General features: G+C 57.0%; 22 protein-coding genes. All 22 read right to left on the reverse strand.

All coding sequences use genetic code 11. From position 1 onward, the window contains the following. Window positions 1-18 precede the first annotated feature (18 nt). A complete protein-coding gene (locus ACA069_RS28705) occupies window positions 19-945 on the reverse strand; it encodes a LysR family transcriptional regulator (RefSeq protein ID WP_401266780.1) in 927 nt (308 codons plus the stop codon). Window positions 946-1,018: 73 nt separating this feature from the next. Further along, window positions 1,019-2,851 (reverse strand): glutamine--fructose-6-phosphate transaminase (isomerizing), encoded by a 1,833-nt coding sequence (gene glmS, locus ACA069_RS28710; protein WP_401266783.1) that lies wholly within the window; start codon window positions 2,849-2,851, stop codon window positions 1,019-1,021. Window positions 2,852-2,853: 2 nt separating this feature from the next. Then, window positions 2,854-3,630: a DeoR/GlpR family DNA-binding transcription regulator gene (locus ACA069_RS28715; RefSeq protein ID WP_064116539.1), complete on the reverse strand. Its 777-nt coding sequence runs from the start codon at window positions 3,628-3,630 to the stop codon at window positions 2,854-2,856. Window positions 3,631-3,793: 163 nt separating this feature from the next. Then, complete coding sequence (glmU, locus tag ACA069_RS28720) at window positions 3,794-5,161, reverse strand: bifunctional UDP-N-acetylglucosamine diphosphorylase/glucosamine-1-phosphate N-acetyltransferase GlmU (protein WP_497615735.1); 1,368 nt, start codon at window positions 5,159-5,161, stop codon at window positions 3,794-3,796. Between the two features lie 117 nt (window positions 5,162-5,278). Further along, complete coding sequence (locus ACA069_RS28725; RefSeq protein ID WP_016772407.1) at window positions 5,279-5,704, reverse strand: F0F1 ATP synthase subunit epsilon; 426 nt, start codon at window positions 5,702-5,704, stop codon at window positions 5,279-5,281. Between the two features lie 45 nt (window positions 5,705-5,749). Next, on the reverse strand, window positions 5,750-7,129 hold the full coding sequence (atpD, locus tag ACA069_RS28730) for a F0F1 ATP synthase subunit beta (protein WP_025112247.1): 1,380 nt from the start codon (window positions 7,127-7,129) through the stop codon (window positions 5,750-5,752). 27 nt (window positions 7,130-7,156) lie between these two features. After that, window positions 7,157-8,017 (reverse strand): F0F1 ATP synthase subunit gamma, encoded by an 861-nt coding sequence (gene atpG, locus ACA069_RS28735; RefSeq protein WP_007911960.1) that lies wholly within the window; start codon window positions 8,015-8,017, stop codon window positions 7,157-7,159. A gap of 50 nt (window positions 8,018-8,067) precedes the next feature. Beyond that, the gene (gene atpA / locus ACA069_RS28740) at window positions 8,068-9,612 is read right to left on the reverse strand and encodes a F0F1 ATP synthase subunit alpha (protein WP_103302851.1); all 1,545 of its coding nucleotides are present in this window, start codon (window positions 9,610-9,612) and stop codon (window positions 8,068-8,070) included. A gap of 21 nt (window positions 9,613-9,633) precedes the next feature. Next, entirely contained in the window at window positions 9,634-10,170 is a 537-nt protein-coding gene (locus tag ACA069_RS28745) for a F0F1 ATP synthase subunit delta (protein WP_103396062.1), read from the reverse strand. 12 nt (window positions 10,171-10,182) lie between these two features. Further along, a complete protein-coding gene (locus ACA069_RS28750) occupies window positions 10,183-10,653 on the reverse strand; it encodes a F0F1 ATP synthase subunit B (protein WP_064116541.1) in 471 nt (156 codons plus the stop codon). 59 nt (window positions 10,654-10,712) lie between these two features. Then, window positions 10,713-10,970, reverse strand: coding sequence for a F0F1 ATP synthase subunit C (gene atpE, locus ACA069_RS28755; protein WP_003097235.1), 258 nt, complete (start codon window positions 10,968-10,970; stop codon window positions 10,713-10,715). Between the two features lie 133 nt (window positions 10,971-11,103). Beyond that, complete coding sequence (gene atpB / locus ACA069_RS28760) at window positions 11,104-11,973, reverse strand: F0F1 ATP synthase subunit A (protein ID WP_095188717.1); 870 nt, start codon at window positions 11,971-11,973, stop codon at window positions 11,104-11,106. A gap of 16 nt (window positions 11,974-11,989) precedes the next feature. Beyond that, window positions 11,990-12,397: a F0F1 ATP synthase subunit I gene (locus tag ACA069_RS28765; RefSeq protein ID WP_003229783.1), complete on the reverse strand. Its 408-nt coding sequence runs from the start codon at window positions 12,395-12,397 to the stop codon at window positions 11,990-11,992. A gap of 148 nt (window positions 12,398-12,545) precedes the next feature. Further along, window positions 12,546-13,418 (reverse strand): ParB/RepB/Spo0J family partition protein, encoded by an 873-nt coding sequence (locus ACA069_RS28770; protein WP_401272288.1) that lies wholly within the window; start codon window positions 13,416-13,418, stop codon window positions 12,546-12,548. A gap of 9 nt (window positions 13,419-13,427) precedes the next feature. Continuing rightward, the gene (locus ACA069_RS28775; RefSeq protein WP_008084406.1) at window positions 13,428-14,225 is read right to left on the reverse strand and encodes a ParA family protein; all 798 of its coding nucleotides are present in this window, start codon (window positions 14,223-14,225) and stop codon (window positions 13,428-13,430) included. Between the two features lie 18 nt (window positions 14,226-14,243). Continuing rightward, window positions 14,244-14,888, reverse strand: a complete 645-nt coding sequence (gene rsmG / locus ACA069_RS28780) for a 16S rRNA (guanine(527)-N(7))-methyltransferase RsmG (RefSeq protein WP_187677231.1) — start codon at window positions 14,886-14,888, stop codon at window positions 14,244-14,246. After that, the gene (gene mnmG / locus ACA069_RS28785) at window positions 14,885-16,783 is read right to left on the reverse strand and encodes a tRNA uridine-5-carboxymethylaminomethyl(34) synthesis enzyme MnmG (RefSeq protein ID WP_497615741.1); all 1,899 of its coding nucleotides are present in this window, start codon (window positions 16,781-16,783) and stop codon (window positions 14,885-14,887) included. Before mnmG ends, rsmG begins: the two co-directional genes overlap by 4 nt. A 551-nt stretch (window positions 16,784-17,334) precedes the next feature. Then, window positions 17,335-18,705: a tRNA uridine-5-carboxymethylaminomethyl(34) synthesis GTPase MnmE gene (mnmE, locus tag ACA069_RS28790; protein WP_187677233.1), complete on the reverse strand. Its 1,371-nt coding sequence runs from the start codon at window positions 18,703-18,705 to the stop codon at window positions 17,335-17,337. An 81-nt stretch (window positions 18,706-18,786) separates the two neighbouring features. Further along, entirely contained in the window at window positions 18,787-20,469 is a 1,683-nt protein-coding gene (gene yidC / locus ACA069_RS28795; RefSeq protein ID WP_187677234.1) for a membrane protein insertase YidC, read from the reverse strand. A gap of 2 nt (window positions 20,470-20,471) precedes the next feature. Further along, window positions 20,472-20,717 (reverse strand): membrane protein insertion efficiency factor YidD, encoded by a 246-nt coding sequence (gene yidD / locus ACA069_RS28800; RefSeq protein ID WP_010465488.1) that lies wholly within the window; start codon window positions 20,715-20,717, stop codon window positions 20,472-20,474. After that, window positions 20,710-21,111: a ribonuclease P protein component gene (gene rnpA, locus ACA069_RS28805; protein ID WP_045122860.1), complete on the reverse strand. Its 402-nt coding sequence runs from the start codon at window positions 21,109-21,111 to the stop codon at window positions 20,710-20,712. Before rnpA ends, yidD begins: the two co-directional genes overlap by 8 nt. Window positions 21,112-21,127: 16 nt before the next feature. After that, the gene (gene rpmH / locus ACA069_RS28810) at window positions 21,128-21,262 is read right to left on the reverse strand and encodes a 50S ribosomal protein L34 (protein WP_003213577.1); all 135 of its coding nucleotides are present in this window, start codon (window positions 21,260-21,262) and stop codon (window positions 21,128-21,130) included. Window positions 21,263-21,828 lie beyond the last annotated feature (566 nt).

The raw sequence follows: 21,828 nt of genomic DNA on the forward strand, positions 1-21,828 counted from the left end.
ACCAGCATTCGCAATCGATTATTTCTTCTCGTGCAATAACGCTACGTTTTTCAGCGCCGGATGCTCACGCAGAGCGTTCACGGTGAAATCAACAAAACTGCGCACCCGCGCCGGCGCCTTGCGCCCGCCCTGATACACCACATGGATCGGCAGCGGTGGCAGTTCGAATTCCGCGAGGACGATTTCCAGTTCGCCGGCCGCGACCTTGCTCGCCACTTGATAGGACAGCACTCGAGTCAGCCCCAGCCCCAGACACGCAGCCGTGATCGCGGCCTGATTGGCGGTGACCACCAAGCGCGGCTCGGGACGCACGATCAGCGGTTCACCTTGTTCCAGAAACGGCCAGTTCCGCATCTGGCCGGTGGCCGAAGTCGCCACCACGGACAAACCGGCCAACGCCTGAGGATGGTTGGGCCGGCCGTGCTCTGCCAAGTATTGCGGCGAACCACAGACCACTCGCCGCACTTCACCCACGCGAATCGCATGCTGATTGCTGTCCGCGAGCTCGCCGATACGCACGGCTACATCGATGCCCTCTTCAACCATGCTGACGACCCGGTCAACCAACACGGCGTTGATCGAAACGTCCGGATACTGCGCCAGATAACCCGCCATCACCGGGGTAACGAACAACTCGCCGAACAACACCGGCGCCGTCACCGTCAATTGCCCACGGGGCTGGGCGTGACTACCCGCCGCGGAATCCTCGGCTTCCTGCACCTCGGCGAGAATTCGTCGACAGTCCTCCAGATAACGCTGCCCCGCTTCGCTCAGATGCACACTGCGGGTGGTACGGATCAGCAACTGCGTACCGATCCGCTGCTCCAGCGCTGCTACCGCGCGGGTGACACTGGCGGCCGACAGGCCGAGGCGCCGCGCGGCTGCGGAAAAACCCTGGTCCTGGGCGACGGCGGCGAATACCTGCATTTCCTGGAAGCGATCCATGGATACCTCGAATCAGATACAAAAATCGCAGCCGAAGCTGCGATTTTTTGGGTCGAATTTAACTGTGGATAACTTATTCCACCGTCACCGACTTCGCCAGGTTACGCGGCTGATCAACGTCCGTCCCCTTGAGCACAGCAACGTAGTACGACAGCAGTTGCAGCGGAATGGTGTAGAGGATCGGCGAGAGGATGTTGTGGATATGCGGCATTTGCACGACGTGGGTGCCTTCGCCGTTGGTCATCCCGGCTTTTTCGTCAGCGAACACGATCAGTTCGCCGCCACGGGCGCGGACTTCCTGCAGGTTGGACTTCAGCTTCTCCAACAGTTCGTTGTTCGGCGCCACAGTGACTACTGGCATGTCGTTATCCACAAGCGCCAGCGGGCCGTGTTTCAACTCGCCCGCCGGGTAGGCTTCGGCGTGGATGTAGGAGATTTCCTTGAGTTTCAAGGCACCTTCCATCGCCACCGGGAATTGTGCGCCGCGACCGAGGAACAGGGTGTGGTTCTTCTCGGCGAACAGTTCGGCGACTTTTTCCACAGTACTGTCCATCGCCAGCGCTTCGCCCAGACGTGTCGGCAGGCGACGTAGCTCTTCCACCAGCGTGGCCTCAACGCCATTTGCCAGACTGCCACGTACTTGGCCCAACGAAAGGGTCAGCAACAACAGACCCACCAGTTGCGTGGTGAAGGCCTTGGTTGAAGCCACGCCGATTTCGCGACCGGCCTGGGTCAGCAGGGTCAGGTCGGATTCGCGCACCAGCGAACTGATGCCAACGTTGCAGATCGCCAGACTGGCGAGGAAGCCCAGCTCTTTAGCGTTGCGCAACGCGGCCAGGGTGTCGGCGGTTTCGCCAGACTGGGAGATGGTGACGAAGAGGGTGTCCGGCTGCACCACCACTTTACGGTAGCGGAATTCGCTGGCGACTTCGACCTGGCAAGGGATGCCGGCCAGTTCTTCAAGCCAGTAACGCGCAACCATGCCGGCGTGGTAACTGGTGCCACAGGCGACGATCTGCACGTTGCGTACTTTGGCGAACAGCTCGGCGGCTTGCGGACCGAAGGCTTGCACCAAGACTTGATCGTTGCTCAGACGACCTTCAAGGGTGCGCTGCACCACCGCCGGCTGCTCGTGGATTTCCTTGAGCATGTAGTGGCGGAATTCGCCTTTGTCGGCGGCTTCAGCACCGTCGCTGTATTGCACAGTCTGGCGCTCTACGGCGTTGCCGTTCACGTCCCAGATCTGCACGTTATCGCGGCGAATTTCGGCGATATCGCCTTCTTCCAGATACATGAAGCGGTCTGTGACCTGACGCAAAGCCAGTTGATCGGAAGCGAGGAAGTTCTCACCCAGACCCAGACCGATCACCAGCGGACTGCCGCTGCGGGCGGCGACCAGGCGATCAGGTTGCTTGGCATTGATCACCGCCAGACCGTATGCACCGTGCAGTTCTTTGACGGTGGCTTTGAGGGCGACGCTGAGGTCAGGCTGCGCCTTGAGTTTTTCGCTGAGCAGGTGGGCGATGACTTCGGTATCGGTGTCCGAAGTGAATACGTAGCCCAAGGCTTTCAGTTGCTCACGCAGGGCTTCATGGTTTTCGATGATGCCGTTGTGCACCACCGCGATGTCGCCGGAGAAATGCGGGTGCGCGTTGCGCTCGCACGGGGCGCCGTGGGTTGCCCAACGGGTGTGGGCAATACCGAGACGGCCAACCAACGGATGCTCGGCCAATGCCGCTTCCAACTCGCTGACCTTGCCCGGACGGCGCATGCGCTCAAGGGTTTCGTCGTTGGTGTACACCGCCACACCGGCGCTGTCATAGCCGCGGTATTCAAGGCGCTTGAGGCCTTCGAGCAGGATGGCGGTGATATTACGTTCAGCAACTGCGCCGACAATTCCACACATGCTTATTTCTCCTGACTGACAGCCGCGCAAATCACGGTGATACCGCGGGCCTGAATCTGATCGCGTGCATCAATGGGCAGGCGATCATCGGTAATGAGGGTATGGACGCTGCTCCATGGCAGTTCCAGGTTGGGAATCTTGCGGCCGATCTTGTCGGCTTCGACCATCACGATCACTTCCCGCGCCACTTCAGCCATCACCCGGCTCAGGCCAAGCAATTCGTTGAACGTGGTGGTACCGCGCACCAGATCGATCCCATCGGCGCCGATAAACAATTGGTCGAAGTCGTAGGAGCGTAGTACCTGCTCTGCAACCTGGCCCTGGAAGGATTCCGAATGCGGGTCCCAGGTGCCGCCGGTCATCAGCAGCACGGGCTCGTGTTCGAGTTCGCTCAAGGCATTGGCCACGTGCAGGGAGTTGGTCATGACCACCAGACCCGGCTGCTGGCCGAGTTCGGGAATCATGGCAGCGGTGGTGCTGCCGCTGTCGATGATGATGCGCGCGTGTTCGCGGATACGTTTCACCGCTGCGCGGGCGATGGCCTGTTTGTACTTGGAAACGCTTTGGGCAGTCTCCGCGACCAGTTCCTGAGGCATGGTGATCGCCCCGCCGTAGCGGCGCAGCAACAGACCATGGCTCTCAAGCGCGGCGAGATCCTTGCGAATCGTAACTTCGGAGGTTTCGAAGCGCTTGGCCAGTTCGTCCACACTGACTTCGCCCTGCTCGTTGAGCAAGGCGAGAATATTGTGGCGGCGTTGCGGCGTGTTGCGTTTCGACATGGCGGCGGCTTAAGTTTCGATTCGAAAGATAACGGAAGCAATCAAAACCTATCGGCTATGAATCGTCAACCCGGAAGACAAAAAAAATCGCAGCCACCGGTCAGCTCCGTTGAAGAGCTGCCGAATGCTGCGATCTATTGATCTTTAAACGGCTGTGGATAACTCAGCCCTTCTTGATCTTCTCAGGCCGCTTCCAGCCATCAATATTCTTCTGCCGTGCGCGACCGACGGCCAACTGTGCGTTATCCACATTCTGGGTGATGGTCGAACCGGCCGCGGTGGTCGCACCGTTGGAGATATCCACAGGTGCTACCAACGAGTTGTTTGAACCAATGAAGACATCCTCGCCCAGCACGGTTTTCCACTTATTGGCGCCATCGTAGTTGCAGGTGATGGTGCCAGCGCCAATGTTGGTGCGCGCACCGATTTCGGCGTCACCCAAGTAAGTCAGGTGTCCGGCCTTGGCGCCTTCGCCCATGTGGGCGTTTTTAAGCTCAACAAAGTTACCCACATGGGCACGGGCATCCAGCACAGTACCCGGACGCAGGCGAGCAAACGGACCGGCATCACTGCCCTCACCCAGAACCGCGCCTTCGATGTGAGAATTCGCCTTGATCACCACGCCTTTGCGCAGGGTACTGTCCTTGATCACGCAGTTAGGGCCAATGATCACGTCGTCTTCAATGACCACATTGCCTTCGAGGATCACGTTGATATCGATCAGCACGTCGCGACCAACGGTGACTTCGCCGCGCACATCGAAGCGCGCCGGGTCACGCAGAGTGACGCCTTGTGCCATCAGGCGACGACCGGCGCGCAATTGGTAATGACGCTCCAGTTCGGCCAGTTGCTTGCGGTCGTTGGCGCCCTGCACTTCCATCGGATCGTGCGGTTGCTCGGTGGCTACCACCAGACCGTCACTGACCGCCATTTCGATGACGTCGGTGAGGTAGTACTCGCCCTGTGCGTTGTTGTTCGACAGGCGACTCATCCAGTCGGCCAGACGATTGGCCGGTACCGCGAGAATACCGGTGTTGCCTTCGGTGATCGCGCGTTGCGCTTCGCTGGCATCTTTATGCTCAACGATTGCAGCGACCTTGCCCTCAGCGTCTCGGACGATGCGGCCGTAGCCCGTTGGATCGTCCAGTTCGACAGTCAGCAAACCCATCTGCCCTGGCACAACGTGTTTGAGCAGGCGTTGCAGGGTTTCGACTTCGATCAGCGGCACGTCACCGTAAAGAATCAGCACGGTGTCGGCAGTAATGAACGGCACGGCCTGAGCAGTGGCGTGACCCGTGCCCAATTGCTTGTCCTGCAGCACGAAATTCAAATCGTCAGCCGCCAGACGTTCACGCACCACATCGGCACCGTGACCAATAACTACGTGAATACGCAGTGGATCAAGCTGGCGGGCGCTGTGGATAACATGACCCAGCATGGAATCGCCGGCAATCGGATGTAGCACTTTCGGCAATGCCGAGCGCATACGAGTGCCTTGACCGGCCGCGAGGATAACGATTTCGAGAGACATGACTGGCTACCAATCCTGGGTGGTCAGCAACTGCGACCGGGTTGTTAAAATCGGAAAAGAAAAAAGGGTAGCCGAGGCTACCCTTTTTTATCAATCACACAACAAGTGGCTGACGGATTAACCGCCAAACTTCTTGCGGATCTGCTGGACGGTGCGCAGCTGAGCTGCAGCCTCGGCCAGACGTGTGGCAGCGGCGCCGTAATCGAAGTCCGCGCCTTTTTCGTTCAGGGCATTCTCGGCAGCCTTGAGAGCTGCTTGAGCCTGAGCTTCATCCAGGTCGGCAGCACGTTGCACGGTGTCGGCAAGAACCTTGACCATGTTCGGCTGAACCTCGAGGAAACCGCCGGAGATGTAGAACACCTCGGCTTCCCCGCCTTGCTTGATCAGGCGGATAGGACCCGGCTTGAGATTAGTGATCAGCGGCGCGTGACCCAGAGCGATACCAAGATCACCCAGTGCACCGTGCGCAATCACCATCTCGACCAGGCCGGAAAAGATTTCCCCTTCCGCGCTGACGATATCGCAATGGACTGTCATAGCCATCTGATTGCCTCAACCTAAATTAGCGCCCGTTGCCGGGCGCCGGGATTACAGTTTCTTGGCTTTCTCGATCGCTTCTTCGATGCCGCCAACCATGTAGAACGCTTGTTCTGGCAGGTGGTCGTAGTCACCGTTGAGGATGCCTTTGAAGCCAGCAATGGTGTCTTTCAGGGAAACGTATTTACCCGAAGCACCGGTGAAGACTTCAGCCACGAAGAACGGCTGCGACAAGAAGCGCTGGATCTTACGAGCACGGTTAACCAACTGTTTGTCGGCTTCCGACAGCTCGTCCATACCCAGGATCGCGATGATGTCTTTCAGCTCTTTGTAACGTTGCAGAACGTACTGGACGCCGCGAGCGGTGTCGTAGTGGTCCTGGCCGATTACGTTCGGATCCAGTTGGCGCGAAGTCGAGTCCAGTGGGTCTACTGCTGGGTAGATACCCAGGGAAGCGATGTCACGGGACAGAACGACAGTGGCGTCCAAGTGGGCGAAGGTGGTCGCTGGCGACGGGTCGGTCAAGTCGTCCGCAGGTACGTATACCGCTTGGATCGAGGTGATCGAACCTTCCTTGGTCGAAGTGATACGTTCTTGCAGAACGCCCATCTCTTCAGCCAGGGTCGGCTGGTAACCTACTGCCGAAGGCATACGGCCCAGCAGTGCGGATACTTCAGTACCGGCCAGGGTGTAACGATAGATGTTGTCGACGAACAGCAGAACGTCGTTACCTTCGTCACGGAACTTCTCGGCCATGGTCAGGCCGGTCAGTGCTACGCGCAGACGGTTACCCGGCGGCTCGTTCATCTGACCGTAAACCAGTGCCACTTTGTCCAGAACGTTGGAGTCCTTCATCTCGTGGTAGAAGTCGTTACCCTCACGAGTACGCTCACCCACACCGGCGAACACGGAATAACCGCTGTGCTCGATGGCGATGTTACGGATCAGTTCCATCATGTTTACGGTTTTGCCTACACCGGCACCACCGAACAGACCGACTTTACCGCCTTTGGCAAACGGGCAAACCAGGTCGATAACCTTGATGCCGGTTTCCAGCAGGTCGTTGCCGCCTGCCTGTTCAGCGAACGAAGGCGCTGGACGGTGAATGCCCCAACGCTCTTCGGTGTCGATCGGGCCAGCTTCGTCGATCGGGTTACCGAGGACGTCCATGATCCGGCCCAGAGTCGCTTTACCGACCGGTACGGAGATGGCTGCGCCAGAGTCGGTAACTTCCAGACCGCGCTTCAAGCCCTCGGTGGAACCCATCGCAATGGTGCGAACCACGCCGTCGCCCAGCTGTTGCTGAACTTCCAGAGTGGTTGCGGCCGCGCTTTGAACTGTCAGCGCGTTGTAGATGCTCGGTACGCTGTCGCGTGGAAATTCCACGTCGATAACGGCGCCGATGATTTGAACGATACGTCCGCTACTCATAGCTGGATCCTCTGAATATTTGAACCGTTAAACCGCGGCAGCGCCGCCGACGATTTCCGAGATCTCTTGGGTGATCGCAGCCTGACGCGCCTTGTTGTAGATCAGCTGCAAATCGCTGATCAAATCACCGGCGTTGTCGGTAGCGTTCTTCATCGCGATCATCCGCGCAGCTTGTTCAGCCGCGTTGTTCTCGACCACCGCCTGGTAGACCTGCGACTCGACGTAACGGACCATCAAGCCATCAAGCAGCTCTTTGGCATCCGGTTCGTAGAGATAGTCCCAGTGGTGCTTGAGATCCTGATCAGGGGTCGCCACCAATGGAATCAACTGCTCCACGGTAGGCTGTTGCGTCATGGTGTTGATGAACTTGTTGGACACCACGGACAGGCGGTCAATACGGCCGTCCAGGTAGGCATCCAGCATCACCTTGACGCTGCCGATCAGATCATTGATCGACGGCTCTTCACCCAGGTGGCTGATAGCTGCAACGACGTTACCGCCGAAGTTGCGGAAAAAGGCCGCACCCTTGCTACCAACGACACACAGATCAATCTCGACGCCGTTTTCGCGGTTTACCGCCATGTCCTTGACCAGGGCCTTGAACAGGTTGGTGTTCAAGCCGCCGCACAAACCACGGTCACTGCTCACGACGACATAACCAACACGCTTGATTTCGCGGTCGATCATGAACGGGTGGCGGTATTCCGGGTTGGCGTTGGCCAGATGCCCAATTACCTGGCGGATACGCTCCGCATAAGGACGGCTAGCAGCCATGCGCATTTGTGCCTTGCGCATTTTGCTTACCGCCACTTTTTCCATGGCGCTGGTAATCTTTTGCGTGCTTTTGATGCTCGCAATCTTACTGCGAATCTCTTTTGCGCCTGCCATGTAACACCTATCAGGTTAGCAAGCGGGAGCCTCGCGGCTCCCGCTGCGGCTTACCAGGTTTGGGTGGCCTTGAACTTCTCGATACCGGCTTTCATGCCAGCGTCGATTTCGTCATTGAAGTCACCTTTAACGTTGATCTTGGCCATCAAATCGGCGTGATCGCGGTTGAAGAAAGCGATCAGCGCTTGTTCGAAGCTGCCGATCTTGGCGATTTCAATGTCAGTCAGGAACCCACGCTCAGCGGCATACAGCGACAGCGCCATGTCAGCAATCGACATTGGTGCGTATTGCTTCTGCTTCATCAGCTCGGTAACGCGCTGACCATGCTCAAGTTGCTTACGGGTCGCTTCGTCCAGGTCAGAAGCGAACTGGGCGAATGCCGCCAGTTCACGGTACTGAGCCAGAGCGGTACGGATACCACCGGACAGCTTCTTGATGATCTTGGTCTGAGCGGCACCACCCACACGGGATACCGAAACACCGGCGTTCACTGCAGGGCGGATGCCCGAGTTGAACATGGCCGATTCCAGGAAGATCTGACCGTCGGTGATGGAAATCACGTTGGTCGGAACGAACGCGGAAACGTCGCCAGCCTGGGTTTCGATGATCGGCAGTGCGGTCAGGGAACCGGTTTTGCCGGTCACTGCGCCGTTGGTGAACTTCTCTACGTACTCTTCCGAAACGCGGGATGCGCGCTCCAGCAGACGGGAGTGGAGATAGAACACGTCGCCTGGGTAAGCTTCACGTCCTGGTGGACGGCGCAGCAGCAGGGAAATCTGGCGGTAAGCCACTGCTTGCTTGGACAGATCGTCATAAACGATCAGCGCGTCTTCACCGCGGTCGCGGAAGAATTCACCCATGGTGCAACCGGAGTACGGTGCCAGGAATTGCAGCGCAGGAGATTCCGAAGCACTGGCAGCCACGATGATCGTGTTGGCCAGGGCGCCGTTTTCTTCCAGCTTGCGAACCACGTTGGCGATGGTCGATTGCTTCTGACCGATAGCTACGTAGACGCAGAAAATGCCGCTGTCTTTCTGGTTGATGATCGCGTCGATCGCCAGAGCGGTTTTACCGATCTGACGGTCACCGATGATCAGCTCACGCTGGCCACGGCCGACAGGAATCATGGCATCGACAGCCTTGTAGCCAGTCTGTACAGGCTGGTCTACCGACTTACGCCAGATCACGCCTGGAGCAACTTTCTCGACCGCGTCGGTCTCGGTGTTGCCCAGTGGACCTTTGCCGTCAACAGGGTTACCCAGTGCGTCGACTACGCGACCCAGCAGTTCCTTACCAACCGGAACTTCGAGGATGCGGCCAGTGCACTTGGCGCTCATGCCTTCAGCCAGAGACTGGTAGGAGCCCAATACAACGGCACCTACGGAGTCTTGCTCCAGGTTGAGGGCCATACCGTAGACGCCGCCCGGAAACTCGATCATCTCGCCGTACATTACGTCGGCCAGACCGTGAATCCGCACGATGCCGTCAGATACGCTGACGACAGTGCCTTCGTTACGGGCTTGGGAGGTCACATCGAGCTTGTCGATGCGGCCCTTGATAATTTCACTTATTTCGGAAGGATTGAGTTGCTGCATTGCTCTGCTGCCCCTTCAAACTCAAGATTTCAATGCTTCGGCAAGTTTCGCGATTTTGCCGCGAATCGAGCCATCGATAACCAGGTCGCCGGCGCGGATAACGACACCACCTATAAGGGCAGCATCCTCCGCAACTTGCAGGCGCACTTCCCGGTTGAGTCGTGCACTGAGAACCTTGGCGAGTTTGTCTTGCTGTTCTTGGTTCAATGCAAATGCACTGGTTACTTCCACGTCTACCGATTTCTCTTGTTCGGCCTTGTACAGGTCGAAAAGAGCGGCGATCTCCGGCAGAAGCAGGAGACGGTCGTTTTCGGCAACGACGTTGATGAAGTTCTGTGCCTTGGCATCAAACTTGTCGCCGCACACGTCAATAAACGTGGCGGCCTTTTCTGCGCTCGTCAGTCGCGGGGCCTTGAGCACGCGCTGCATGGTGTCGTCTTGCGACACCGCTGCAGCCAGGCCGAGCATGGCTGACCAATTGGCCAGTTGCTGGTGGGCCTGAGCGTGCTCGAAGGCCGCCTTAGCGTAAGGTCGGGCCAACGTGGTCAGTTCTGCCATGATCGCCCTCGCTTAGATTTCAGCAGCCAGTTGGTTAACCAGCTCTGCGTGCGCGTTTTGATCGATTGTGGCACCCAGGATCTTCTCGGCGCCGCCGACAGCCAGCATACCCACTTGGGCGCGCAGCTTGTCTTTGACACTGTTCAGTTCCTGTTCGATCTCGGCTTGAGCCTGAACCTTCACACGGTCAGCGTCGACACGGGCCTTTTCAACGGCCTCTTCGACAATCTGGTTACCGCGTTTCTTGGCTTGCTCGATGATTTCAGCTGCCTGAGCTTTCGCTTCGCGCAGTTGCTGACCCGCTTTTTCTTGGGCCAACTCCAGGTCGCGAGCTGCACGGCTGGCAGCGTCCAGACCATCAGCGATCTTCTTTTGACGTTCGTGCAGAGCAGCGATGACCGGAGGCCATACATACTTCATGCAGAACAGTACAAAAATCAGGAACGCAACGGACTGGCCAATCAGGGTCGCATTAATGTTCACGCCAACACCTCGCAGTTACGTTGTCCATCACATCAAATTACTCGGAAAACTCCGGGTAATTAGCCAGCGATCTGACCAACGAACGGGTTCGCAAAGGTGAAGAACAGAGCGATACCAACACCGATCATGGTTACGGCGTCGAGCAGACCGGCAACGATGAACATTTTAACTTGCAGCATTGGAACCATTTCTGGCTGACGCGCTGCGCCTTCCAGGAACTTGCCGCCCAGCAGGCCGAAACCAATTGCGGTACCCAGTGCGCCCAGGCCGATCAACAGTGCAACAGCGATAGCGGTTAGACCAACTACAGTTTCCATCTTTCCTCCCGACTTTTACGTCGTATGGTTTAGGTTTTTTAGATTAAAGCGGTAAAACAAATCGTTTCAGGTGCCCTGTGAAGAGCCCCTTCCCGTTTGACCGGGAAGGACATCAGACTAGTCGAGACTGGTCTTAATGGTTTTCTTCGTGCGCCATCGACAGGTAGACGATGGTCAGCATCATGAAGATGAACGCCTGCAGTGTGATGATCAGGATGTGGAATACAGCCCACGCCCACTGCAGAACAACGCCCAGGCCGCTCAGCCAGAGCAGGCCGCTGCCGAACATCACAGCGATCAGAATGAACACCAGCTCGCCGGCATACATGTTGCCGAACAGACGCAGAGCCAGGGAGATCGGCTTGGCGATCAGGGTCACGAATTCCAGCAGGAAGTTCACCGGGATCAGCAGGGCCTGAACGAAGATGTTCTTGCTGCCGAACGGGTGCAGGGTCAGTTCGCCGATGAAGCCGCCGATGCCCTTGACCTTGATGCTATAGAAAATGATCAGTGCGAAAACCGAGAGTGCCATGCCCAGGGTCGCGTTCGGGTCAGTAGTCGACACGGCGCGGAACGGGATGTGCTGGTCGCCGGAGATCAGGATGGCCAGTTGAGGAATCCAGTCGACCGGAATCAGGTCGACGGCGTTCATCAGGAACACCCAGACGAAGATGGTCAGTGCCAGCGGTGCAATCACCGGGCTACGGCCATGGAAGCTGTCTTTCACGCTGCCATCGACGAATTCGACCAATACTTCAACGAAGTTCTGCAAAGCACCCGGCTGACCCGACGTTGCCTTTTTTGCCGCCATGCGGAAAAGAAGGACGAAGATCAGACCCAACGCAACCGACCAGCCGAGAGTATCGACGTGGAAAGCCCAGAAGCCCATTTCTTTGGCTTCTGCTGCGGTATGGGCAAAGCCCCAGCCGCCGTTAGGTAGCTGACCGAAGGTCAGGTTCTGCAAGTGGTGCTGGATATAGCCCGAAGCGGTTGTTTCTGCCATGGTTGCCTCAAACGCCCTAAGGTCTCGAAAGTCTTGTTCTCATCAGCAGGGGAGCGAACCAGCTGACCGACTGAGTCAGCACGAACGCGCCGAATACAGCTATCGGCGCCAGTGGCTTCACACCTGCAAACACCAGTGCAAAGAGCACTGCCGTCAAAATCAGTTTGCCTGCCTCGCCGGCGTAGAAAGACCGGACGATGGACTGGGCTGCTCGGGCGCCGGAAAACCGAAATGCCTTGTGAGCGAAATAAACATTGGGCAGCAAGGCTATCAGGCCTCCGCAAAGTCCCGAGTATCCGGCAACGACTCCATGCCATTGCCAGAGCGCCAAAGCGGCAATGAGCAAAATGACAAATTGAGCCATTAACACCGGAAAAACCGCCAGGCGATGGAACGGCAGGCGGTTTGGCTTGCGGGTTTCCATCACGTTTGCTCTCCAATGGTCGGCTGCCAGAATTCAATAACTTGGCATAATTTGTGCCGACAAAATGCGCGCAGAGTATAGGGGCGGTTCTGCCCCTATTCAACTGTCAGGTAGTGATTTCCGACTGCTCGCTACATGTGGAAATGTTTCAGCGGATGTGCGCGAGCACACCTTGGAGCTCATCGAGGGAGTTGTAACCGATCACCAACTGCCCCTTTCCCTTCTTCCCGTGGCGAATCTGCACCGCAGAGCCTAGGCGCTCGGCCAGACGCTGTTCGAGGCGGGCGATATCCGGGTCGGGTTTGGTGGCTTCTACAGGCTCCGGTTTACCACTCAACCACTGGCGAACCAGTGCCTCAGTTTGGCGCACGGTAAGACCGCGTGCGACAACATGTCGCGCCCCTTCAACCTGCTGATTGTCCGGGAGACCGAGCAAAGCACGGGCATGACCCATTTCCAGGTCGCCGTGGGACAGCATGGTCTTGATGACTTCCGGCAGCGCAATAAGCCGCAACAGGTTAGCCACAGTGACGCGGGACTTACCCACAGCCTCGGCGACTTGTTGCTGAGTCAGCTGGAATTCCTGCTGCAAACGCTGCAAGGCCACCGCTTCTTCAATCGGGTTGAGGTCCTCGCGCTGAATGTTCTCGATCAGCGCAATGGCAATTGCGGTTTCATCCGGGACATCGCGGACCATCGCCGGAATGGTTTCCTGCCCGGCTTGTTGGCTAGCGCGCCAGCGACGTTCACCGGCAATGATCTCAAACCGGCCACCACCGATCGGGCGCACCACGATCGGTTGCATGACACCTTGTGCCTTGATCGACTGCGCCAGCTCTTCCAGCGCCTGCGGATCCATATCCCGACGTGGTTGATACTTGCCGCGCTGGAGCAGGTCCAGCGGCAGGTGTTGCAACTCGCGGGTATCCGCTTGCGCGGCTTGTTCTTCAAGCGAGCTGACGGTCGGACCACTCAGCAGTGCATCCAGTCCACGTCCGAGACCTCGTTTCTTGACGGCCATGGGGATTCCTTAAGTTGCCTGAGCGGCGGCGATGCGTGAATTTTTGCGCTGACGACGAACCATCTCGCCCGCCAGGGCCAGATAGGCCAGTGCGCCACGCGATTGCTTGTCGTAGGCCAGCGCCGGCATGCCGTAGCTCGGCGCTTCGGCCAGGCGGATGTTGCGCGGGATCACGGTGTCATACAGCTGATCGCCGAAGTGTTCCTTGAGCTGGGCCGAAACGTCGTTCATCAGGCTCAGGCGCGGGTCATACATGGTCCGCAGCAAACCTTCGACTTTCAGGTTCGGGTTCAACAGTTCGGCGATACGCTTGATGTTATCCACAAGGTCGCTCAAACCTTCCAGCGCAAAGTATTCGCACTGCATGGGGATAATCACCCCATCAGCAGCCACCAATGCGTTCAGCGTGAGCATCGACAGCGACGGCGGGCAGTCGATCAAAATGTAATCGTAGTTTTCACGGATCGGCGCCAACGCACTGCGCAGGCGGCTTTCCTTCATCTGCATTTCCAGCAGAACCACTTCGGCGGCCGTCAAGTCGCGGTTGGCCGGCAGCAATTGATAACCGCCGTGCTCGGAATAGTGCATGGCCTGAGCCAGATCGCATTCGCCGATCAGCAGGTCATAGACCGAGTTTTCCAGGCCATGTTTATCCACACCGCTACCCATGGTGGCGTTGCCCTGTGGATCGAGATCGATCAACAGCACCCGACGCTTGGTCGCGACCAGGGATGCTGCGAGGTTGATGCAGGTGGTGGTCTTGCCCACACCACCCTTCTGGTTCGCTATCGCGAATACCTTAGCCATTCTTGCTTGTGTTCCCAATCATGCCGTGCGGCGCAGTATCAGCAGATGGCGTTGGCCTTGGCAACCGGGTACGGCCAGGGCGTGTTCGCTATCGAGTTTGAAGTCTGCCGGCAATGCTACCAGCTCATCGGCCGGATGAACGCCCTTCATTGCCAGCCAGCGTGTATCGGCGTCGCCCAGATGGCGAGTCCAGTTGGTGAAGTTTTCCATGCTGCTGAACGCCCGGGAAATGATCCCGTTGAATGGCTGTGCGGGCTGAAACGCTTCGACGCGACTGTGGATAACTTGCAGGTTATCCAGTTTGAGTTCGAGTTTTACCTGGGTCAGGAAGCGGGTTTTCTTGCCGTTACTGTCCAGACAGGTCACTTGCGAGTCCGGATACAGGATCGCCAACGGGATCCCCGGCATGCCGCCGCCGCTGCCAACGTCGAGCCAGCGACCGTTTTCGATGAACGACATGACACTCAGACTATCGAGCAGATGACGCGAGACCATCTCGTCCGGATCACGAACCGCAGTCAGGTTGTAGGCCTGGTTCCATTTGATCAACAGGGCCAGATAACCCAGCAGCAATTCGTGCTGGGTTTCGCTGAGATGGACACCGAGCTCGCGGGCTCCTGTGGATAACTCTTCGGCGTGTTGCGAAGTGACCTTAGAACTCAAGCGCTTTGCTCCAACTGACGGCCCGCGCCGCGTTTTTTCAAATGAATCATCAACAGCGAAATCGCTGCCGGGGTCACGCCCGGGATCCGCGAAGCCTGGCCCAGCGTCTCTGGACGCGTCGCGCCGAGCTTGCTCTGGATCTCCTTGGAGAGACCGGAAATGTTGGTGTAATCGATATCCACAGGCAGTTTCGTGTCTTCACTGGCGCGCAGACGGGCGATTTCGTCCTGTTGACGGTCGATGTAACCGGCGTACTTGGTTTTGATCTCAACCTGTTCGGCGACCTGTGGATCTTCGGCGCCGTTCCCGGTCACTTCGACCAGACCAGCGTAGTCGATTTCCGGACGGCTCAAGAGGTTGAGCAAGTTGTATTCGTGGGTCAGCGGCGTGCCGAATTTTTCCGCAATCGCATCGCCTTGCTGCGTGCCCGGGCGAACCCAGGTGCTTTTCAGGCGCTGCTCTTCGAGCTCGATGCTTTCGCGTTTCTTGCAGAAGGCCGCCCAACGCGCGTCATCGACCAGACCCAGTTCACGACCTTTTTCGGTCAGACGCAGGTCGGCGTTGTCCTCGCGCAGGATCAGGCGGTACTCGGCACGGGAAGTGAACATTCGGTACGGCTCTTGGGTACCGAGGGTGATCAGATCGTCGACCAACACGCCGATGTAGGCTTCATCGCGGCGCGGGCACCAGGCTTCTTTGCCCTTCGCGCGCAATGCGGCGTTGGCTCCGGCGAGCAAACCCTGCGCGCCGGCTTCTTCGTAACCGGTGGTGCCGTTGATTTGCCCGGCGAAGAACAGACCGCAGATGACTTTGGTTTCCAGGCTGTACTTCAGGTCGCGCGGATCGAAGTAGTCGTACTCGATCGCATAACCCGGGCGCACGATGTGCGCGTTTTCCATACCGCGGATCGATTGCACGATCTGCAATTGCACATCGAACGGCAAGCTGGTGGATATCCCGTTCGGATACAGCTCATGGGTGGTCAAACCTTCCGGTTCGATAAACACCTGATGGCTTTCCTTGTCGGCAAAGCGATGAATCTTGTCTTCGATCGACGGGCAATAACGCGGGCCAATGCCTTCGATCTCGCCGGCAGCGGAATACATCGGCGAGCGATCAAGGTTTGCGGCAATGATTTCGTGGGTTCGGGCGTTGGTGTGGGTAATCCAGCAACTGACCTGGCGTGGATGCTGTTCTTTGTTGCCCATGAACGACATCACCGGGATCGGCGTGTCACCTGGCTGCTCGGTCATCACCGAGAAATCCACAGACTTGCCGTCGATGCGCGGTGGCGTACCGGTTTTCAGGCGACCGACACGCAATGGCATTTCACGCAGACGGTGAGCCAAGGCAATCGATGGCGGATCACCGGCGCGACCGCCGGAAAAATTCTGCAGACCGATGTGGATAAGTCCGCCGAGGAAAGTACCCGTGGTCAACACCACGGAATCGGCTAAGAAACGCAGACCCATTTGCGTAACAACACCGCGCACTTGTTCCTGCTCGACGATCAGGTCGTCAGCAGCCTGTTGAAATATCCACAGGTTCGGCTGGTTTTCCAGAATTTCGCGGACAGCGGCTTTGTAAAGAATGCGGTCCGCTTGTGCACGGGTTGCACGTACGGCTGGGCCTTTACGGCTGTTCAACACGCGAAACTGGATGCCACCCAAATCAGTAGCCATGGCCATCGCGCCGCCGAGGGCATCGATTTCCTTGACCAGATGGCTTTTGCCGATGCCACCGATGGCCGGGTTGCAACTCATGGCACCGAGGGTTTCCACGTTATGCGTCAGCAACAGGGTTTTTGCCCCCATACGTGCTGACGCCAGTGCTGCCTCGGTACCGGCATGACCGCCGCCGATGACGATCACTTCAAAACGGGAAGGGAAATCCACCACGCACCTCGTGCCTGCTTAAGTAGGTAATTCAGGAATAGTTTGAGATCAGGTTTCTGGACCTGGTCGGCAAGTATAGGGACTTCGCCCTTCCTAAAGAACCCTTTGCACAAAATTTAACCAGCTGTGGAGAACTCGCGGTTAAAAAAATAAAAAAGAAAGAAATTTATAGAATCTTTGTTTTTATGTTTATTCTTACTGCCCTACCTTTCTGTGGATAGATCTCTACAGGCCTTTATATTCAATATGTACAGAGATTCAAAACCCTGTGCCCATGTGCCAATGAGGCCCTTGGATAACCGGTGTAAGCCTGTGGATGAAAGGGGTGGTTATCCACAGAGGGGTTTATATCCAGTTTTCAGGCCCTGTTATCAACTGACCTCAATGGCAGTTATTCACAGGGCTTAATCCACAGAAATTCGATCATCGGATAAATTTCGGGCACGAAGAAACCGCTCGAACTGGAGAATCAGTCGGGCACTTGAGGCTGATATTTAGAAAGAAGAAACAAAAACGGGCCACGAACGGGCCCGTTTGAACGTACCGGCGGGTTACTTACCGATGCAGAAGCTGGAAAAGATCCGTCCCAGCAGATCATCAGAGCTGAAGGCCCCGGTGATTTCACCCAAAGAGTGCTGGGCTTGGCGCAGATCTTCGGCCAGAAGCTCACCTGCCCCCGCCAGAGTCAGCTGCGCGCGCCCATGTTCCAGGGCTGCGCTAGCGTGGCGCAAGGCTTCCAGATGCCGGCGACGAGCACTGAAACTGCTTTCCGACGTTTGCTCGTAACCCATGCAGGCCTTGAGATGATCACGCAGTAGTTCCAGTCCTTCACCCGCCGATTTGGCGCTCAGGCTGATGGTCACGTGACCGTCATCGCTGACTTCCAGGGCAATGGCCTCGCCCGTAAGATCAGCTTTGTTACGAATCAAGGTGACTTTCGCCGGATCCGGGCGTACTTCAAGAAACTCCGGCCACAAGGCGAACGGGTCCAAGGCTTCTGGCGCTGTCGCATCGACGACCAGCAATACTCGATCCGCTTCACCGATGGCTTTCAACGCTCGCTCGACGCCGATTTTTTCCACCTGATCGTCGGTATCACGCAGACCGGCGGTATCGACAACGTGCAGTGGCATCCCGTCGATGTGGATATGTTCACGCAGAATGTCGCGAGTGGTGCCGGCGATCTCGGTAACGATCGCCGCTTCGCGCCCGGCCAAGGCGTTCAACAGGCTGGACTTGCCGGCATTCGGCCGACCGGCAATGACCACCGTCATGCCATCGCGCAGCAAAGCACCCTGCCCGGCCTCGCGCAGCACTGTGGATAATTCATCGCGCACCTTGTCGAGCATGCTCAACACATGGCCATCGGCGAGGAAGTCGATTTCTTCCTCCGGGAAGTCTATGGCCGCTTCGACGTAGATGCGCAGGCCGATCAATTGTTCGGTGAGGTTATGCACACGCTGGGAAAACGCCCCCTGCAAAGAACGCAGGGCGTTGCGCGCGGCCTGTGCAGAACTTGCTTCGATCAAGTCGGCAATTGCCTCGGCCTGGGCCAGGTCGAGTTTGTCATTGAGAAAGGCGCGCTCGCTGAACTCGCCCGGCCGTGCCAAACGGCAGCCCAGTTCCAGACAACGCTTGAGCAACATGTCCAGAACGATCGGGCCACCGTGACCCTGCAGTTCCAGCACGTCTTCACCGGTGAATGAATTAGGCCCAGGAAAGTACAGCGCCAGACCTTCGTCGAGTACTTGCTGATCGTCGCTGAAAAAAGGGCCGTAATGGGCGTAGCGTGGTTTCAGTTCGCGGCCGCTGATGGCTTTGGCAGCAACACTGGCCAACGGGCCGGAAACACGGACGATGCCCACACCTCCGCGACCTTGGGCGGTGGCAACAGCTGCGATGGTTTCACGAGGTGCGCTCATAAACCGGAATCCATACAAAAGTGGCAGATAGCAAAACGCCCCACTAGGGGGCGTTTTGAGTGGTGTTATCCACAGAGCAAGTTACGCCTCGGCTTTTTTCGTCGCCGCTTCGATCTTACGCGTGATGTACCACTGTTGTGCAATCGACAGGCAGTTGTTCACAACCCAGTACAGCACCAGACCAGCCGGGAACCACAGGAAGAAGAAGGTGAAGATGATTGGCATCATTTTCATGACCTTCGCCTGCATCGGATCCGGAGGAGTCGGGTTCAACTGCTGCTGGATGAACATGGTTGCGCCCATGATGATCGGCAGAATGAAGAACGGATCCTTGATCGACAAGTCAGTGATCCAAAGCATGAACGGCGCCTGACGCATTTCCACGCTTTCCAGCAGAACCCAGTACAGCGAAAGGAAAACCGGCATCTGCACGAGGATCGGCAAGCAGCCGCCCAGCGGATTGATCTTCTCTTTCTTGTACAGCTCCATCATGGCTTGCGACATTTTCTGCCGGTCATCGCCATGTTGCTCTTTCAGTGCAGCCAGTTTCGGCGCAACGGCACGCATGCGCGCCATCGATTTGTAGCTGGCAGCCGACAGAGGGAAGAAAATACCCTTGATCAGCATGGTCAGGAAGATGATCGACCAGCCCCAGTTACCGACAATGGCGTGGATATGTTGCAGCAGCCAGAAGATTGGCTGGGCAATGAACCACAGAATGCCGTAGTCGACGGTCAGTTCCAGACCTGGGGACAACTCTTTCAGCACAGCCTGGCTTTTCGGACCGGCGTACAGCACAGCACTGGTTTCAACTTTGGCACCCGGTGCTGCGGTCAGCGTAGGACCTGTGTAACCGATGATGTAGTTGCCTTTGCTGTCTTTACGGGTCTGGACGATGTTGTTTTCGCCCTTGACCGGAATCCATGCAGTCACGAAATAGTGTTGCAGCCAGGCTACCCAACCACCGGTGACGGTTTCTTTAAGTTGGGCCTTGTCCATGTCCTTCATGGACACTTTCTTGTACGGCTCCGAACTTGTCCACAGGGCGGCGCCCAGGTAAGTGGCGGTGCCAGTAGCGGTTGTGGACGAAGGATCGGCGCTGCTATCACGCTTCAACTGGGCGAACATCGCGCCATTCCAGGGCTGCGCGCTCTGGTTATCCACAATGTACGAAACGGCTACGTCATACAGGCCGCGTTTCAGGGTGAAACGCTTGATGTAATTGACGCCGTCCTTGCTGAACTTCAGGTCGACGACCAGTTGGTCCTGACCGTCAGCCAGTTGATAAGTCTTCTTCTCCGAGGAGTAGACCGGACGACCAGCCGGATTTGCGTCCGGGCCGTTGGTGCCGATCAGACCGCTTTGCGCCAGATAAACGCGTTCGCCGCCGTTATCGAACAGCTGGAACGGAACGTCCGGACGATCCTGACGACGTGGATACAGAGGCAAGGTCAGTTGAGCAACGTCACCACCTTGTGGATCGATCGCGAGATCGAGCACGTCGGTTTTGATCTGGATCAGATCCTTGCTGGCGGCTACCGGTGTTTCGGCAGGTGCGCTGGTATCGCTAGCGGCGCGCGGAATATCGTCACTGGCGGCAGCATTATTGCCAGTGGCGGTGTCCGGCAAACCGGATGTAGTCGTACTGGAAGCAACATTCTGAGTCGGCAGGGCAGCCTGGCCATAGTCCTGGTTCCATTTAAGAACCATAACGTAGGACACGATTGCCAGGGCGACGATCAGGATCGTGCGTTTGATATCCATGATTACTCGGCCATCGAAGAAGAACGGGAGGTAGGGATAGGTGGAACCGGGTCATAACCACCGGGATTCCACGGATGACAGCGACCTAAACGACGAAAGGTCAGCCAGCCACCGCGCAGAAGGCCATGATTTTCAATGGCTTCATACGCGTAGCAGGAACAACTGGGGTAGAAACGACAGTGACTGGCCATCAAAGGACTAATGGCGTAGCGATAAAACTGGATCGGAACGAGGGCCAGTTTACGCATCAGGACTGTCTACCCCTACAGTTTCGGTGTTGACTGCTGGAACTGGCTTGTTACGGGCCAGACGCTTCCAGAGCTTGCCGAAATGCTGAATCAATTCGGGGTTTTCTACATCACCCAAACCTTTGCGCGCGACGATAACGATGTCCCAGCCGACCAGTGAATCCTGGTGCAGACGGAACGATTCGCGCATCAGACGTTTGAGGCGATTGCGCTCAACGGAGAGCTTTACGCTCTTTTTCCCGATAACCAGCCCGAGACGGGGGTGATCAAGATCGTTGTTGCGTGCAAGGAGCAGGAGATTTTTCCCCGGAACCTTGCCGGTAGGGGAGTCAAAGACTGCCTTGAAATGCCGGGGGGTAAGCAGACGCTTTTCCCGACTGAAGTCCTGACTCACCTCCAGTACCGGATTATCAAACTGCCAGACGCGCACGACCTTTGGCGCGACGACGCGACAGGACTGCGCGGCCGTTCTTGGTTGCCATGCGAGCACGGAAGCCGTGGGTACGAGCGCGTTTGATAGTGCTTGGTTGGAAAGTACGTTTCATGTCGTGTTACCTGGTTCGTCCACAACGGGCCGGAATGGCCCCCGTTTTAAGAGACCGGGGATTCTAGAGAAAGCAAGCCTTCAGGTCAATTTCCAACCAACGTTTCCTTATAAATAGATCTCGGGCACTTCTTTGGCTGAAAGCCTGTTCACCATACATAAAAATAAAGAAGGGAATTATTTAAAGCTTTTCTGTAAAGCTTATAAAAGCTAGGGCGGCATTCATCTGTGGATAACTGCCATCAGGCCATATTTTACGTGGTGTACAGAGAATGACAACTACAGTGGAAAACCGTGTTCAGCCTGTGCTGCGCTGTCGGATAACCTGTGTGTGGAAAGGGCTGTTATCCACAGGCAGGTTATCCACCGAGTTCCGCCCCCAGTTGTCCAGTGCCCTTAGAGGCGGTTATCCACAGAGCTTATTCACACACCGTTGGTCGCCTTTTTGCCGGTTAACGCATTGATAAATCATGGTCACCGCACAACCTGCATGTGGATAAGTGAACGGCTCGCCGCTACAATGGCCGCTTGTTTTTGCCTCACCGGCTTTCAACTTAGGGGATATCC

This window comes from Pseudomonas sp. LBUM1652 (assembly GCF_059716105.1).